This window comes from Nitrosomonas europaea (genome assembly GCF_900167395.1).
GTDB classification, from domain to species: domain Bacteria; phylum Pseudomonadota; class Gammaproteobacteria; order Burkholderiales; family Nitrosomonadaceae; genus Nitrosomonas; species Nitrosomonas europaea.
In genome coordinates, this window is record NZ_FUWK01000021.1 from 30510 (window position 1) to 46224 (window position 15715).

Here is a 15715-nt window from a genome sequence, read left to right on the forward strand (position 1 = left end):
CATGGGAACGATCAACCATATCTTACAGATGAACAAAAGTGTGTCATTGCGAACCCCGAAGGCCTCGCGATGACAGCGGTTAGGGTTCTCCGGGCTCTATTTTGAGCCCGGAATATCAAGCTAGAACGCTAAAACATCGTACTGACGGAAAATGCAACAGTTCTTGGTACGCCTAAATAAGTAGCCTCTTGCCAATAGTTCTTGCCGGTCAGATTGATGACGTTCAGACGTACGGTCAATGCTTTATCGAGTACACGGGTGGTATATCGCGTGCCTATATCGTACAAGGTATAGCTTGGGATCTTGTCAGTATTGGCCGCATCGGCATATTTTTCACCGGTATAGTAAATACCGCCGGTCAAACTCAACCCTGGAGCCCATGGCAGCGCGTATTCTGCATAAATCTTGCCCATCCGAGAAGCAGCATTGGTTGGTTTGTTGCCTTCAATAGCAGGATTATTGGATTTCTCCACACCGATATCCATCAAGGTACCGCCCCCGATGATAGTCAAATTATCTGTTACCTTCCCGGTCAGGATCAGTTCCACGCCGTTATGAACATGCAAACCATCCTGGACATAAGTCGGGATTGGCGCTGCATTATTTGAATATTGATTGGCTTTTTCGATTCGGAACAGTGCAGTACTCAACAATAAATTAGGATTGATATCGTATTTTAAACCTGCTTCATACTGCTTGCTGACCAGTGGCGGGAGTGCTTCTCCATAATTAGCATAAGTACTACCTACTATCGTACCTTGTTCAAGCGCTTCCATATAGGAGACATAGGTGGTTACTGTTTCAATTGGTTTATACATTAATGAAACGGTGGGGGTCAGTGCAGATTTTTCATAGTCAATATCACCAAAACTACGGAATGCTTTAGTTACTGTAGTACCATAGTTAAATCCGATCATTGCAGACCACTGGTCGTTGAAGGTAATATTATCCCCAATCAGAATATTGTTATACCGGTAAGTCCAAACAGGCAACTTTGGTTCGTTTCCAATAGCTCCTCCCCAGTTAGGTTCAGGTATGTTTTTCAGTTCATTCAATGAAAGGCTGCTCGTCCCGTTTTGACGAATGCAACAGTCATCACTCATAAGATAATCCCAAACAGTAGAAGAATAGCCCACGGTCAGCTTATGGTCGATCGTAAAAGTTGAAAATCGAGTGTCCAGGTAGATATATCCTCCGTAATTTTCATGCTTTTCATTTGCTGTATCCGTGAGTACTTGGGTAAAAGTCTTCTCCACCTGTTCATTTAATTGTATCCGACTGGCTCTCATATGGGTATTCTGATAGAAAAAAGCACTTCTGAGAGTGAAATATTTACTGGGATCCCAGCGCAGGCTGGTGTAGGTTTTGTGGCTTTCTACGTCGTTGGAGGCCCATTTTGGGGAGTAACGTTTACTGGTATCGATCCCAGTTCTATTCCTTACATTATTAAATGTAGGTTGTGTTGCTTCTTTTCTATAGTCGTTATAGGTATATTTGACATCGGCATAAAGGGTATCGGTAAGATGGCCGTCCAGCACGATATTGGCCACTTTCTGGGTAACCGGCTCACCGATGGCAGTATCCCCGCCCTGATAGAGCAGATTGGCCCGGTAACCGAAACGACCTCGGTCGTCGAATTTTCCACCAACATCGGCATGGCCGTAAAATTGTGTGCCGCCATAATTACCAAACGTTGACGCTGTAGGAAAACCTAAGCCTATTGGTTTTTCCGTGGAATAATCAGGATTGGTGAAGATTATCAGGAGATATAGGATGGCGCGATTCAAACCGGTTCAAAAGGGCCTGATGCTGTTACCTGTTGATTTCTCCCGGCAGATTATTCCAGGCAGTTTCGAACACGCCTTATGCTATCTCGTCGATCATGAATTGGATTTTAGCGGTCTACGTGAGCGTTACCGGAACAATACGCAAGGAGCTCCCGCTTATGATCCTGCTGTACTGCTCAAGATCATTTTGCTGGCTTACAGTCGCGGTCTGATTGGCAGCCGCCGAATCGAGGCGATGTGTCGACAGAATATATTGTTCATAGCGGTTGCCGGGGACAATCAACCTCATTTCACTACCTTGGCGGCATTTATTGCCGAACTAGGCGATGAAGTGGCAAAATTATTCGCCCAAGTGCTAGTGGTGTGCGACCGGCAAGGGTTGATTGGCCGGGAATTGTTTGCGATAGATGGTGTGAAGTTACCTTCCAACGCCAGTAAGGCCAAGAGTGGTACACGTGCAGACTACCAGCGCCAGGCTGAAAAGATGGAAAAGGCTGCGAAGCAGATGCTGGTACGTCACCGGGAGATAGATATGACCCCTGTGGATGAACGCCAAGCCCAACGAGAAGCCTGCATGCTGGAACGATTGCAAAAGGAAGCGAAACAACTCAAAGACTGGCTGGCGGCTAACCCGGAAGATCGCAAGGGGCCAAAGGGGGGTGTACGCCAATCCAACCTCACTGACAATGAATCGGCCAAAATGGCTACGGGCAAGGGCGTCATCCAGGGATACACAGGTGTAGCGGTAGTGGATGAGAAACACCAGATCATTCTGGATGCGCAGGCTCATGGCACCGGTTCAGAACAAGAATTGCTTGTTCCAGTGGTCCAGGCCATCAAGCCACAAATGAGCAATCAAACTGTTATTACCGCTGACGCTGGCTATCATTCTGAAAACAACCTCAAGATGCTGGCAGCAGAGGGCATCGACACCTACATTCCCGATAACGGCTACCGCAAGCGTGACGAACGCTACCATGGGCAAGAGGCACATAAGACCAAGCCCGATCCACTCTGGGATAAGCGTGGACAACCTTCGATCTCGAAACGGTTTGGTCCAGGTGACTTCCAGCTTGCCGAGGATGGCTCGCACTGTCTCTGCCCGGCTGGCAAACGACTCTATTCGAACGGTTCGAACTGCACCTTCAACGGCTATGCAGCGATGAAGTTTCGAGGTGCCGAGCGGGATTGCCTGCCTTGCACCCTCCGGACTCAGTGTTTACGTACACCGGAGAAAACCAAGACCCGGCAGGTTGCATTTTTCCGAGGCAAACGCGACGGCTATGAAACCCATACTGACCGGATGAAGCGGAAGATCGACTCTGATCAGGGCCGACAGATGATCACCCGCCGCTTTGCGACGGTCGAACCAGTATTCGGTAACCTCCGCAATAACAAACGCCTTGATCGATTTACCCTGCGGGGTCGGAGCAAAGTAGACGGACAATGGAAACTATACTGTCTGGTTCACAACATTGAGAAGCTTGCCCATTATGGGGTAGGCCAATGAAAATAGGGGATCAAAGACAAAATACGCTGTTCATGTACCTATGCGCATCAGGCCAGGTATAAACAATACGTTGGCACTATGAATATAGTTCTGAAAAACCCAATTTCCTGCTTGTCAAAGTATTTCAAAAATTTAAAGCTTGGATAACGCCTGAAAAACGAGTTTTTCTACATCCTCGTTAGTCTTCTTAGGGGGATATCGGTTGGGCTTTTGGTGACGTAATTTATTGCCCCACCTACTCTACCACCCCCATAAAGAAAGCCTGAGGTTCCGCTAAGAATTTCAACCCGATCGATCTCGATAACTGATACAGCAGAGCCATTTCCAGCAGCCATAGGTATGCCATCATAGATCGGATTAGCTGATTGAAATCCTCGTATAGTGACAAAGGGAACACCGGTAAAATTCTGGATATTTGGTTCTTGAGTCAGAGGGTTCATTTTGAAGATCTGCCCCATGTTTTGGGCGTTGATGTTTTCTATTAGATCTGAGGGAACGATACTCATCGAGTACGGCGTATCACGCAAACTACGTTCATCCCATAAACCAATCCCGCTGATGTTACTGACCCGATAACCTTCTTCTGTTGTGCCTTGTTTCAGGGAAGCGGTGCTGACTGTCATCAGGGGCAGTGTTTGCCCAGTGATGATGGGCGCTCGCTGCAGGACGTAGCCAGCATCGGTTTTACGGATTTGATAGCCGCTGCCCGCCAGAAGCGTGGCGAACCCTGTTTCGATACTATAGCTGCCTGTCAGGCCGGGTGTCTGTAACCCCTTGAGCTGGTCGGCTTTTATCGATATCGCCACACCGGATTGCCGGGCAAAGCGGCTGAGCGCATCGATCAGCGAGCCGGCTGGAATATCATAATGAATGGTCGTATTGCGAGTCTGAATCTGATCAGAATGATGATCGGCTGCGATGACTGTGGCAGCCGGCACAGAATGGATGACAATGCCGAGTACAATACAGCAGAGCGTAATGGAAACCCGAGGTTGCATGGTTAAAAAATCCCCTTATTAACGTTTCGTATAGGCAGTAGTGAACGAAAGCGGAAATAAGGATATGCCGGTACAACCTTCCCTATTGGCTATGCGCCGTTGATGCGGCCCGTATTTGCGCTTTCAATCACCTTGACGGATGAAGCGCAAAAACACGAACCAGTTTTAAAAATTTTTATTCAGATGCGGGCGCCAAATCCACCAGCACCAGATAGGGGGTAAGCGTGCGTATACGGATCATGGGCAGGCTATCGACCAGCAACTGCAGTGCGCGGTCGGTATCGTCCAGCGGCAGGACGACTGCCATGTCGATTCCCTGAAGCTGCGCACGGTCATAAAGAATATGACCACGGCGGTGGCGATTCAACTCGTCCAGCACTTCGGTCAGCGGCCGATTCTGGACGACGAGATGACGATACTGCCAGGCATCTGAAATAGTACGTGTATCGATCGTTTCAATGGCACTCACTCCCTGGGCAGTGATATGGATACGTTCACCTGCCTGGACGAGGGTGCTCTCGTGGCTGTGTTCTGCTCGCTGCTCAGCAGTCTGTACGGATACTTTCGATTCGAGCATGGTCAGTGTCGTCGTCTGTTCGTGTCGATCCACCACGAAACGTGTTCCGAGTGCCTGAATGCTGCCTTCCGCTGTTTCGATCAGGAAAGGCCGGTCAGTATCCTGTGCAACATCGACCAGTATTTCGCCTTTGATCAGCTCCAGTATGCGGCGCTCTATATCGAAGTGCAGATTCACTGCGCTGATGCTGTTGAGCGTGATGCGAGTTCCGTCAGGCAGGTCATGGGTTTGCCATTGCCCGGTCGTCGTGCGTAAATCGGCCATCAGATAAGCTGGCGGGTAAATCTGCAGAAGTTGCCAGGCCGGCAACAGCAATGCGCAGGCAACGACAAGCGTGGCAACCGTTTTTCTGAAACGGCGGCGGGAACGGTTTCCTTCAGCCAGTGCTGCTTTCAGTGCGGCATGGGCCGGTTCAGGATTGCCATGGGTCGTGGCACGAACCTCATTGACCCGGCCGATGACCTGCTGCAGGCTGGCGGCTGCTTCCGCATGGAGAGGGTGCTGCTTTTTCCAGACTTCGAAACCGGATTGCGCCTGCTCGCGCTCGGTGGCATCGCCAGCGGTAAGTCGTACGATCCAGTCCGCTGCCTGTTCGGCAATATCGTCAGGAATCGGTTGTTTCTCCGGCATGGGCAGGCTGCCGTTTAATCGGTGAGCGCCCGGTGGCAGCACAGCAGTGCCTGTGCCAGATATTTCTGCACCATGCGCACTGAAACACCGAGCCTGGCAGCAATGGCCGGCTGGGTTTCATCGAGGAGATAATGTTGCAGAAAAGCTTCACTGGCATTTGCCGGCAAGCTTTGCAGAGCATCACTGAGTTGTTTCAGTGCTTCCAGTGCCATCAGAATGGCTTCCGGTGAGGGTGCACCTTCCATCGTGGCCGTCATCAGCGCAAGTTCATCCAGATAGGACTGCTCGACCCGTCGATGACGGGCACGATCGATCAGCAATCGTTTTGCGGTAGTCGTCAGGTAGGCACGCGGTTTAGTCAGCCCTGTCAGCACCTCTCCGGAATTCAGGATACGCAGAAAAGTATCATGCACGAGATCAGCCGCCTGTTCACTGCAGCCCAGCTTTTTGCATAACCACCCGCGCAGCCATCGGTGATGGTCGCTGTAAAGGGTTTCTACCTGTTTGCAGTGGATATCGGGCGGAGGCATGGAAGCCAGTGTTGTAATAGCGTTGACTGGATACAGGAAATGCACGAATAAGAATTGTTCGCATTGTAAGGGTGAACGGGTATTTTCTGCAATGCAAATCAGGATGTGGAAAGATATGCCACGCTCTGTGGGATAACCAGCGAAAGCGAATCAGAGATTTTTATCCGGGGGGAGAAGCGTGCCGGCAATCCAACCAGACCAGCCATGCGCCCGCCCTCGGGAGCTACTAAAAACCGTGGTAGTTCACCATTTATAACGCAGCGTCGCGTAAACCGTCCGACGATTGCCATAGAAACAGGCCATATCCGCGCAGGTGGCAATGTATTTGTTATCGAACAGATTATTCACATTCACGCTCAGACTGGCACCCTGCAGCACACTGTGCAGATGCTTCATATCGTAGCGTACCGCCGCATCGAACAAGGTGTAGACAGGCGCCTTCAGGTTATTGACGAGATCACCGAAGTTCGAGCCGATATGTCGCACCCCGCCGGCAAGACCCAACCCGGCGAGTTGATTACCTCGAAAAGTGTAGTCCAGCCAGGCAGAAGTCTGATGCCTGGGAGTCAGTGATAACCGGTTGCCAAGCTCGTCCGGATTGTTACTCTCGGTCACCTTCGAATCAGCAAAAGAATACGCAACGATGAGATTGAGATCGTTCATGAGGCGCGCTTTACCTTCCACCTCTACTCCTCGTACACGCGCTTCACCGGTTTGCACGTTATAACCGAAATGCCCCGGCGTGAGATCAGGAGTGACGACATTCTTCTGTGTCAAATGATAAGCCGCGACAGTCAGCAAGGCATTATGGTTGACCGGCTGGTACTTGATACCCGCCTCATATTGCCGACCGGTAGTCGGTTTGAATGGTGAACCGAAAAAATCGGTTCCTGCAATCGGTTGAAAAGATTCGGCATAACTCGCGTATGGTGCGATGCCATTGTCGAACAGATAGTTTATTCCTGTCCGATAAGTGAAAGCGCGATCATTCTGCCGGGTGCTGCTTCTCTCATCAAAGAACAAATCATGATTTCGCGTATGTGCACTGGAAAAATCGTAACGGACACCCAGCGTGAGTATCCATCGATCATATTTGATCTGATCCTGGGCATAGAGACCGATCTGGTCACGCTGCTGTTTGCTGATGTAATCAATGACCGGCAAACCAAACGGCTCACCATAAACCGGATCGTAGATATCCAGAAGCAGCATGTCTTCGGAAAAACCACGGCGGTTACTGCCGGAAAGATAGCGGTAATCTATACCCAGCAGCAGGTTATGCCGGAGCATGGCAGTATCAAATATACCCTGTACCCGGGTATCCATCGTGAACGTACCCGCCTTGTCCTGATAAAGGGCCGCCAGCCGATCAATCGTCCGGAAATCCAGTGGTACCCCATCATCATCTCTCAGAAAATCGAGATAAAACGTAGTGGGGTAATTGCTGGATACATTGGCATAACGTAAATTCTGTTGCACTCCCCAGGATTCATTGAAACGATGATCAAACGCGTAACCGATCGTATATTGCTCTCTATTGTATTTATCGAAACCGGGTTCTCCGATAAAGCGGCTGGTTGGTATTTTGCCGTTCGGATTTTCCAGCAGTGAGCCTTCCGGGGGCAGAAACTGGAGTGTATTGCCAGCATCATCCTTTTGAAAATGACTCAATAGCGTAAAAGTGGTATCGCTAGTTGGCCGCCAGCTAATGCTCGGTGCGATGAAGTAACGATCTTCATGAGCGTGGTTGATCTGCGTATCACTATTGCGCACCAGTCCTGTGAGCCGATAAAGAAACTGACCGTTGCTGTCGATCGGCCCGCCGAGATCGAGTCCGCCCTGAATACGGCCAAAGCTTCCGCCGGTAATGAACGCTTCACGTACCGGTACGGCCGTTGGACGCTTACTTACCATAGCAACCAGCCCGCCGGGTGAACTCTGGCCATACAGGGTAGAAGAAGGCCCTTTCAGCACCTCGATGCTTTCCATTCCATACGGTTCGATACGGAGGTTGGCATAATTCACCCCCCATAAACCCAGCCCGTCGAGAAATTGCGGCGCATCGAATCCCCGGATATTGAAATAGTCATCCCGCATTACAGGTCCGTACATTTCTGTCAGCACACCGGGCGTATAGGAAACTGCCTGGCTGATATTCTGCACCAGCCGCGCATCGAGCTCACGGCGCGTAATCACTGAAATCGACTGTGGTACCTCGATCAACGGTGTATCTGTTTTCGTGCTCGAACTGCTGCGCTGCGTGACATAGCCAGTATCATCAGCATTTTCCGTACTGGTCGAGACAGTCACGACCGGTAATGCGGTTACCCCTGCCTGGGTCGCTTTGACGGGTGCCCGATGCAGTGTATAGCTGCCATCATCATTGCGTATCAGTTCCAGACCACTACCTGCCAGCAGCCGATTGAATCCTTCATCTACTGAAAAATTTCCTGTCAGCGCCGGGCTGGTACGTCCTTCTGTCAGTGCCGGATCAAACGAAAGTGCGATACCAGCAACCATTGCGAAATGTGAGAGTGCCCGTCCCAGCGGGCCTGCCGGAATGTCATAGTGCTTTCGGGCAGCAGCAGGCGTATCCAGTGCATTTTCAGCCGCCTGGGCAGGTAATGCTGTGACGACAATGATTGGTAGCAACAGCGACAATAGCCTTACCGGGTCCAATGGGAATCGGATGGGATGAACGAGGGAGGCAAACAGCATGATTTTTCCTTCAGTTTCTGGTTATAAGGGCCTTCACCTCTATTGCCAATCGAAACAGAAAAAAGTCTCACCTCCCTGATGAAAATAGCTTGATCAGCGTGGTACCAGCGTAACCCAGTAAGGAGTGCGATAAACGATACGCACTGGATAGGTGGCTTGCAGCATTGCCAGCGTACGATCAGTATCACGGATCGGAAAAGCGCCCGATATCCGCAAGTCAGCCAGGACGGGATCACACCGTACGATACCCTGCCGGTATCGGGACAGCTCATCGGTAAAATCAGTCAGGTGCATCTTGTCAGCCAGCAGCATACCTTGCGTCCAGGCAATGTCGGTATCGTCAGCCGGTCTGGATACTTCGATTGCTTCCGCAGTGAACACAGTTTTGTTGCCGGCATGCAATACTTGCGCCACGCCGCTATCGCCTGATTTGGGATGAATTGCCACTGCTCCATCGAATACTGCAACGTGACTGCGTTCCTCACCCTGACGAACTGTAAAGCGGGTTCCCAGCGCATATAGCCGCCCTTCTGCAGTAAGTACCTGAAAAGGACGAGGTGTGACTGCGTTGTCTGCTGCGGTCTGGATCAGAATCTCACCGGTATGCAAAACGATTAAACGTTGTACCGCATTAAACCGCACATCGATTGAAGTCGCTGTATTGAGCCTGACCTGGCTGCCATCGGCGAGCTCGATTTCGCGCTGCTCACTCACCATCGTACGGTATTCCGCCATCCATGCTTCCCATGGTGTTACACGCCAGGCTGCCCAGCTCGCAGGCAGTGCTGTCATCAGCAGGGCAAGTTTCTTGATCGCAGCACGCCGGTTATTACCACCGGGATGAGTCAATGCAGCCATTGACAGTGCTGGAGGGAGCCCCCCCATTTTATTCATCAGTTGCTCCGCCCGCTCCCAGGCCTGCCTGTGCTGCGGACTGCGCAAACGCCACTGTTCCCAGGCATTGCGTTCCATATCGGTAACCGTACTGGCGTGCAATTGCATCAACCAGGCAGCCGCTTCATCCAGTATCCGGGGATCGATTGGCGAGTGTCCTGAAGTATCCTTTAAGCGGGTATTCATGCTGTTTGCTTCATTACATCAGAAGCAGGCACTGGCGGAAAGCCTGCTGCATATAACGTTTGACTGAGCCGAGTGAAACCCCGAGCTGCTCTGCAATCACTTCGTATTTCAAACCTTCGATCTGTGAGAGCAGGAATGCCTGTCTGACTTTGGGAGCAAGCGAATCGAGCATCCGGTCTATTTCATGCAACGTTTCGAGAATGATCAGATGCTGTTCGGGTGCCGGTACTTCCGTTTCAGGTATATGTGCCAGGGCATCCAGATAGGCACGCTCAAGTGCCTGGCGACGATACCAGTTGACCATCAGACTTTTGGCGATCGTAGTCAGATAAGCACGTGGTTCGCATACAGTCGTGGCATCCCGTGAAGCCAGTATACGGGTGAAGGTATCCTGGGCCAGATCAGCGGCGTTATGAGCGCATCCCAAACGGGAGCGCAACCACCTTACCAGCCAGTCATGGTGATCACTGTAAAGCGTATCCACAGCGTTCAGGTGTGCGGGATCGTCGATCGACATCAATAGCCCTCCCAGGCTTCTCTTGTAAAGTTATGTAAATGCCGGCCAGGGAACCTCTGCAAAATTATCTGCGTTGCCATTTCTGCGTTAAAAGTCGACTCAGAATGCTCATTTATTACGTATAAACTCGGCTTCTTCGCCGACGTTTGCCTTGAATTGACTGCCTTGCTAACGTTTTTCAGAGGTTTCCTGACGTTGTGTGCCGAGTACCCCGGGTATCTGGAAACTACCTTTCAATTATTTTTATATTGTTCCGGATCTCGCTGACGCTTCTCAGAGATGTTTTTACGGCCTGAACAGAGTAAATTGCCAGCCAGCCTGTAAAAACAACCGGTATAAAAATGATAATTGTTCTTATTCCATAAGGTCAAGTTATGAAAATACTGCTTCACAGATCACCCCGTCACTGCGTGATCTTGATGACAACATTTATGAGTCTTGCAAGCGTGCAGCAAACCTGTTGACTGCCTGATCTTGCATGAACAGTTTCATATCCATTAGAATGAAAACGATTCTCATTAAATAATAATCAAACTTTTTCAGGGAGATATCGTGTCAGCCGATGAATTCATACTGCAGCAGAAAGTTCATGCCTTGTACAGCAACCACCGTAGCTGGTTACAGAGGTGGTTGTACCGCAAGCTGGGCAATGCCTGCGATGCTGCCGATCTGGTGCAAGACACATTCATCAGCGTGATCACTGGAGGCTACGCGGATGACATTCGCGAGCCGAAACCTTTCCTCGCCACGATCGCCGGCCGGCTGGTTGCCCACCGGTGGCGCCGCAATCAGCTCGAAACGGCCTACCTCGAAGCCCTGGCAGCACTGCCTGTAGAGTTGATGCCTTCGCCCGAAGCACATGTGCTGGCGCTGGAAGCCTTACTGGAAATCGATCGTGCGCTCGATGGCCTGCCGACCCGTGTCAAGGAAGCCTTTCTGCTCGCCCATCTGGAAGAACTCTCGTATGCACAGATCGCGGAACGGCTCAACGTATCGACCAGTTCGGTCAAGCAATACCTCACACGTGCCAACCGGCAGTGCCTGTTTGCTCTGTCAGTCTGAAACAGATTCAACCGGAGAAAAACAGTGTCCACTCCCGGTTCCACACCGCCTCCCTCGGTCGCTGACCAGCCACACCCGCTACCACTGGCCAATGGTCACCCGATCAGCGGTGCTACGGCGGATGCAGCCGCGCAATGGCTGACGTTACTGATGTCGGATGAAATGACCGATTCAGACTATCAGTGCTGGCAACAATGGCGTGCGGCACATCCTGATCATGAACGTGCCTGGCAGCACATCGAAGCAGTGACCGCACGATTCAGGGAACTGCCATCCACAGCAGCTTATAAAAGCCTGTCACCCCTTACCAACCCTGTAAGTGCCGGCAAACCCGGATCGCCGGGCCGGCGCAAGGCAATGGGTACGTTGTTATGGCTGGGAACAGCAGGTGTCGGCAGCATGCTGGTATCACGTACACAGATCTGGCAGCAAACCGTTGCCGATTACCGTACCGGTACTGGCGAACAACGTGCGATATACCTGGCCGACGGCACGCATATCATGCTCAACACGTACAGTGCAATCGACGTAGCCTTCGATGCACAACACCGTACGATACGGCTGATCACCGGCGATATCCTCATCACCACCCACCCTGTGCATACGCCGATATCCGATCCGCGTCCTTTCATCGTCGAAACTGCCGAAGGCCGCATTCGTGCACTCGGCACCCGCTTCACGGTCAGTCAGCGAAAGGGACGTACCCATGTCGCTGTACTCGAACATGCGGTAGAAGTCACCCCTGCTGCTGCTCCCGACCGGCAATACATACTGCCGGCTGGCCAGCAACTCTCCTTCACGCGCCACACCCTGAATAACGCTACTACGCTGGATAAGCAGACAACCGGCTGGACGCAGGGACAAATCATCGCTGATAACATCCGGCTGGGTGATTTCATTACTGATCTGGGACGCTACCGCACCGGCCTGCTGCGTTGTGATCCGGCCGTGGCTGAATTGCGTTTATCCGGAGTGTTCCCGCTGGATGATACGGATCGTATCCTGGAAACCCTGCCGAGTGTATTGCCGGTACGGGTACGTCTGCGCACCCGCTACTGGGTGATAGTGGAAGCGGCGTCATAGAATCATCCTCAAAACAGCTTCTTGGAAGCTATTATGCCTTTGTCGTGTTTAGGCGCAGCATTAAAGTCATTGGATGCTGGGGTGATTCCTTGAAACCGTAGTGCGCGTAGAACTGCTTGGCACGGTCATCGAGCGCATGGACGAGAAGCGCTCGGACACCAACATTGTGCGAAACGTTTACCACTCGATTGACGGCATCTTGCAGCAATGCTGCCCCGAGTTTGATACCTTGGGCACGCTGATCAACGGCCAGTCGTGCTAACACCATCACCGGAACAGGATCGGGCATGTTGCGCCGCACACCGCTCGTTGCCGCTTGATGCGAGACTGCACCCGCAGCCATGGCGTAGTAACCATAGACGCGACTATCGTGATCCGCGACAACGAATGTACGGCTGGCTCCGCTATGCTGGTTGGCTAATGCCCGGCGCTTGAGCCATTCATCGAGACTGTTTACTCCGCACTCGAAGTCGTCCAGAAGATGCGTTGCGACGAGCAGCTCTGGCGGATTGAGTTGCAAGCTCATACCACATCGGTATTCCAGGGAGCTTTCACGGCCATAAGGCGTTCAAGCCCTGGGTTGGGGCCGGGAGGTGCATCGAGTATGGTAGTAAACTGCTTAAACTTGTCGGTGTCCAGGCTAAAAAAGACCTGATCCAACACAACGGCCTGTGCTCGGTCGCACGCTGCTTCGAGCATGAAGTCCGAACGGTTTTTGCCGAGCAAACTGGCGGCCTGATCAATAAGGTCGCGTTGTTCGGGCAGGGCACGCAGGTTAATGGTAGCGTCACGCATGGCGTATTCCTTAAATACATAACTATGCGATAGCGTATAGCTATTGTCAATACACCAAACCGAGGCTCCAGGAAAAATTGAAATGAATAACTTCCGGATTTTCCGGAAATTTTTACGATTTCTTCTGCCCGATTCTGATTCTCGCGGCACCTGCTCTATAAGGAGCTTCTAAAGAACATCAGCGATGTTTTGCAGAGGCTCCGCAGAAGCTTTATCGATCCATTGACTTCTTGAGGAGTAAGGTATGCCATTCGACCGACGCCACGCCGCGCGCCGATTTATCCAGCCATGCTGTCAGGGGCAGCAGCAATCCCGACCTGTTTCACTTTTTCCGGTGCACCCCCTGGCACAGATAATCGCCTTCCTCTCAGGAGGGTTCATCCTGTCAGTCAGTTTGCCAGATCCGGCAATTGCTCAAATTGTGGCTCAAGCCCCCGCGGATAGCCAAACATCCACCGCACGCCAGTACTACAACATTCCAGCCGGCCCGCTGGCCCCTGCCCTGCGCAGCCTGGCCAGTTCGGCAGGACTGCTGCTTACCTTTACAGAGGATCAGATCAGCGGAAAAACTACCGGTGGTTTACGGGGGCAATACACCGTGCAGGAAGCACTTGCCCTGCTGCTTGGAAATAGTGGATTACAAGTCACACGACTGGCCAATGGCAGTTATGTCGTACAGAAAATGAGCACAACCGGATCCTCCCCGGCCAATGTCACTCTGCCCCTCATGACAGTGAGTGCACCAACTCTGAAACAAGGCACAGCAGAAGAGGGCTATCGGGTTAGTAATATCAGCGGGATTGGTCTTTGGGGAGAACGCAGTTTGCGTGATACCCCCTATTCGATAAGTGTCGTCCCTTCAGATCTGATCGAGAACGTCAATGCCCAGAATATGGGACAGATCTTCAAAATGAATCCCCTGACCCAAGAACCATTCATCCAGAATTTTACCGGTGTTCCCTTTGTCACCATACGAGGATTTCAAACAAGCAGCCCGGTTTATGATGGCATCCATCTCTATGCCAATGGTTCTGCTGTGTCAGTCATCGAAATCGACCGGGTTGAAATTCTCAGTGGAACCTCAGGTTTTCTCTATGGCGGCAACAGAGTAGGTGGAGCCGTAAACTATGTGACTAAGAACTCTACCAATGTCCCGCTCAGAAGGCTGACGTTTGGTAATTACGGTGGGATCCAATTTTACGGCCATGCAGATATCGGCGGGAAATTTGATGACCGGGGCCGATTCGGTTACCGGGCCAATCTGCTCTATCAGGGGGGAGATACCGCTATCGGCGAACCGATCAACCAGAAAGTGGCCAACATCGTGCTGGATGGCCACCTTACCGATACCCTCTATGCAGATGTCAAATATACCTATAACGACTACAGCAAAGAGGTGACACAACCTCTCTTTTATATGAGAGAAAGAACTGCTATTGATACCAGTAAACGTTATTCTCCCAAATGGGCATCCAACGACTTGGAAAGTCATAAAGCTTACACCAGTCTGCGCTGGAATCCCACTAAATATTTTACCCTCAGAAGTGCTTTTTTCTATCAGGATACGAGGATGAGAACGAATCAAATATCTTTAGATGAGCAGGCGAACAAGACCTTTATTCCCAGAATGACAAACTCCCCTTGGGAAAAGCATGAAAATTATGGAGGGTATATCTACCTGGACACCCGCTTTTCAACGTTTGCCGTCGACCATAAGCTCACGCTTGGCTATTCTTCTACTTTTCATGAAATGCTTTTACGGGGTAATGGTACTGTTTACCTGTCTGGTAGCACAAATTTCCTGCTGAGTGAACTTAAAAATATAGCTGAGCCGGATTGGGGGGCATCTTTCGGGAGCGGGTCGATGGCGACTGCCTATACTACCCGAAATGACAATATCCTGATTGGAGATGACATTAGCTTCAATGACCAATGGTCTGCAATGGTTGGGCTCAACTATGCTACGACAGCATATAAATTGGATGGTATCTACGGTGACAGCAACTATGAAAAATCTAAGCTGACTCCTACAGCTTCACTTCTGTATAAACCAATCGAAAAGGTAACCACCTATGTTTCTTATATGGAAGCACTTGAAGCTAGGGCCTGTTAACACTATTTGTATTAAAATTACCGAATGGAAATATCTGCATCGCAATTCAAGCTTATTGAAAATCTACTGCCGATACAACGGGGTAACGTCACACTTTCGAATTTGGAAGTGCTCAACGCGATTCTGTATGTTGCAGAGCACGGCTGTAAGTGGCGTGGTCTGCCTGTGAAATTCGGCAATTGGCACAGCATTTACACGCGCGCCAACCGTTGGGCCAGGAATGGCGTCCTGGATCGGGTTTTCCTCGCGCTTCAGCAAAACAAGCTGATACAGCTGGAAGTGGATCACATGTCGCTGGATAGTACGATAGTCAAA

General features: G+C 51.0%; 14 protein-coding genes. 5 read left to right on the forward strand and 9 right to left on the reverse strand.

The features are described 5' to 3' along the window. Positions 1 to 128: 128 nt before the first annotated feature. On the reverse strand, positions 129 to 1787 hold the full coding sequence (locus B5D58_RS07730; RefSeq protein ID WP_050731248.1) for a TonB-dependent siderophore receptor: 1659 nt from the start codon (positions 1785 to 1787) through the stop codon (positions 129 to 131). Between B5D58_RS07730 and B5D58_RS07735 the strand changes: the two genes are divergently transcribed. After that, positions 1774 to 3297 carry an IS1182 family transposase gene (locus B5D58_RS07735; protein WP_011111691.1) on the forward strand — a complete coding sequence of 508 codons (1524 nt, stop codon included), beginning with the start codon at positions 1774 to 1776 and terminating at the stop codon, positions 3295 to 3297. The two genes, B5D58_RS07730 and B5D58_RS07735, sit on opposite strands and share 14 nt — an antisense overlap. Before the next feature lie 167 nt (positions 3298 to 3464). On the opposite strand, the gene B5D58_RS07740 is transcribed toward B5D58_RS07735, so the two are convergent. The 6 genes from B5D58_RS07740 to B5D58_RS07765 all read right to left on the reverse strand — a co-directional run bounded on the left by B5D58_RS07740 (position 3465) and on the right by B5D58_RS07765 (position 10347). After that, positions 3465 to 4295: a TonB-dependent receptor gene (locus tag B5D58_RS07740; RefSeq protein ID WP_041356658.1), complete on the reverse strand. Its 831-nt coding sequence runs from the start codon at positions 4293 to 4295 to the stop codon at positions 3465 to 3467. Between the two features lie 175 nt (positions 4296 to 4470). Further along, positions 4471 to 5502: a FecR family protein gene (locus B5D58_RS07745; protein WP_011111692.1), complete on the reverse strand. Its 1032-nt coding sequence runs from the start codon at positions 5500 to 5502 to the stop codon at positions 4471 to 4473. 14 nt (positions 5503 to 5516) lie between these two features. Continuing rightward, the gene (locus tag B5D58_RS07750; protein WP_011111693.1) at positions 5517 to 6032 is read right to left on the reverse strand and encodes a sigma-70 family RNA polymerase sigma factor; all 516 of its coding nucleotides are present in this window, start codon (positions 6030 to 6032) and stop codon (positions 5517 to 5519) included. A 243-nt stretch (positions 6033 to 6275) separates the two neighbouring features. Next, positions 6276 to 8750: a TonB-dependent siderophore receptor gene (locus B5D58_RS07755; RefSeq protein ID WP_011111694.1), complete on the reverse strand. Its 2475-nt coding sequence runs from the start codon at positions 8748 to 8750 to the stop codon at positions 6276 to 6278. Positions 8751 to 8843: 93 nt separating this feature from the next. Beyond that, positions 8844 to 9830, reverse strand: coding sequence for a FecR domain-containing protein (locus B5D58_RS07760; protein WP_011111695.1), 987 nt, complete (start codon positions 9828 to 9830; stop codon positions 8844 to 8846). A 13-nt stretch (positions 9831 to 9843) separates the two neighbouring features. Beyond that, entirely contained in the window at positions 9844 to 10347 is a 504-nt protein-coding gene (locus B5D58_RS07765; protein ID WP_011111696.1) for a sigma-70 family RNA polymerase sigma factor, read from the reverse strand. 552 nt (positions 10348 to 10899) lie between these two features. Here B5D58_RS07765 and B5D58_RS07770 point away from each other — a divergent pair. Together B5D58_RS07770 and B5D58_RS07775 are read left to right on the forward strand one after the other, a co-directional pair. Then, complete coding sequence (locus tag B5D58_RS07770; RefSeq protein WP_011111698.1) at positions 10900 to 11409, forward strand: sigma-70 family RNA polymerase sigma factor; 510 nt, start codon at positions 10900 to 10902, stop codon at positions 11407 to 11409. A gap of 24 nt (positions 11410 to 11433) precedes the next feature. Further along, positions 11434 to 12492, forward strand: a complete 1059-nt coding sequence (locus B5D58_RS07775; RefSeq protein WP_011111699.1) for a FecR domain-containing protein — start codon at positions 11434 to 11436, stop codon at positions 12490 to 12492. A 31-nt stretch (positions 12493 to 12523) separates the two neighbouring features. Here the strand turns inward: B5D58_RS07775 and B5D58_RS07780 are convergent, their stop codons facing one another. Further along, positions 12524 to 13018, reverse strand: a complete 495-nt coding sequence (locus B5D58_RS07780; protein ID WP_011111700.1) for a GNAT family N-acetyltransferase — start codon at positions 13016 to 13018, stop codon at positions 12524 to 12526. Further along, positions 13015 to 13287: a type II toxin-antitoxin system TacA family antitoxin gene (locus tag B5D58_RS07785; protein ID WP_011111701.1), complete on the reverse strand. Its 273-nt coding sequence runs from the start codon at positions 13285 to 13287 to the stop codon at positions 13015 to 13017. The genes B5D58_RS07780 and B5D58_RS07785 overlap by 4 nt, the downstream gene beginning before the upstream one ends. 244 nt (positions 13288 to 13531) lie before the next feature. Between B5D58_RS07785 and B5D58_RS07790 the strand changes: the two genes are divergently transcribed. Together B5D58_RS07790 and B5D58_RS07795 are read left to right on the forward strand one after the other, a co-directional pair. Continuing rightward, positions 13532 to 15400: a TonB-dependent siderophore receptor gene (locus B5D58_RS07790; protein WP_050731249.1), complete on the forward strand. Its 1869-nt coding sequence runs from the start codon at positions 13532 to 13534 to the stop codon at positions 15398 to 15400. A 24-nt stretch (positions 15401 to 15424) separates the two neighbouring features. Continuing rightward, a partial coding sequence (locus B5D58_RS07795; RefSeq protein WP_078737667.1) for a transposase occupies positions 15425 to 15715 on the forward strand: 291 nt, incomplete at its 3' end.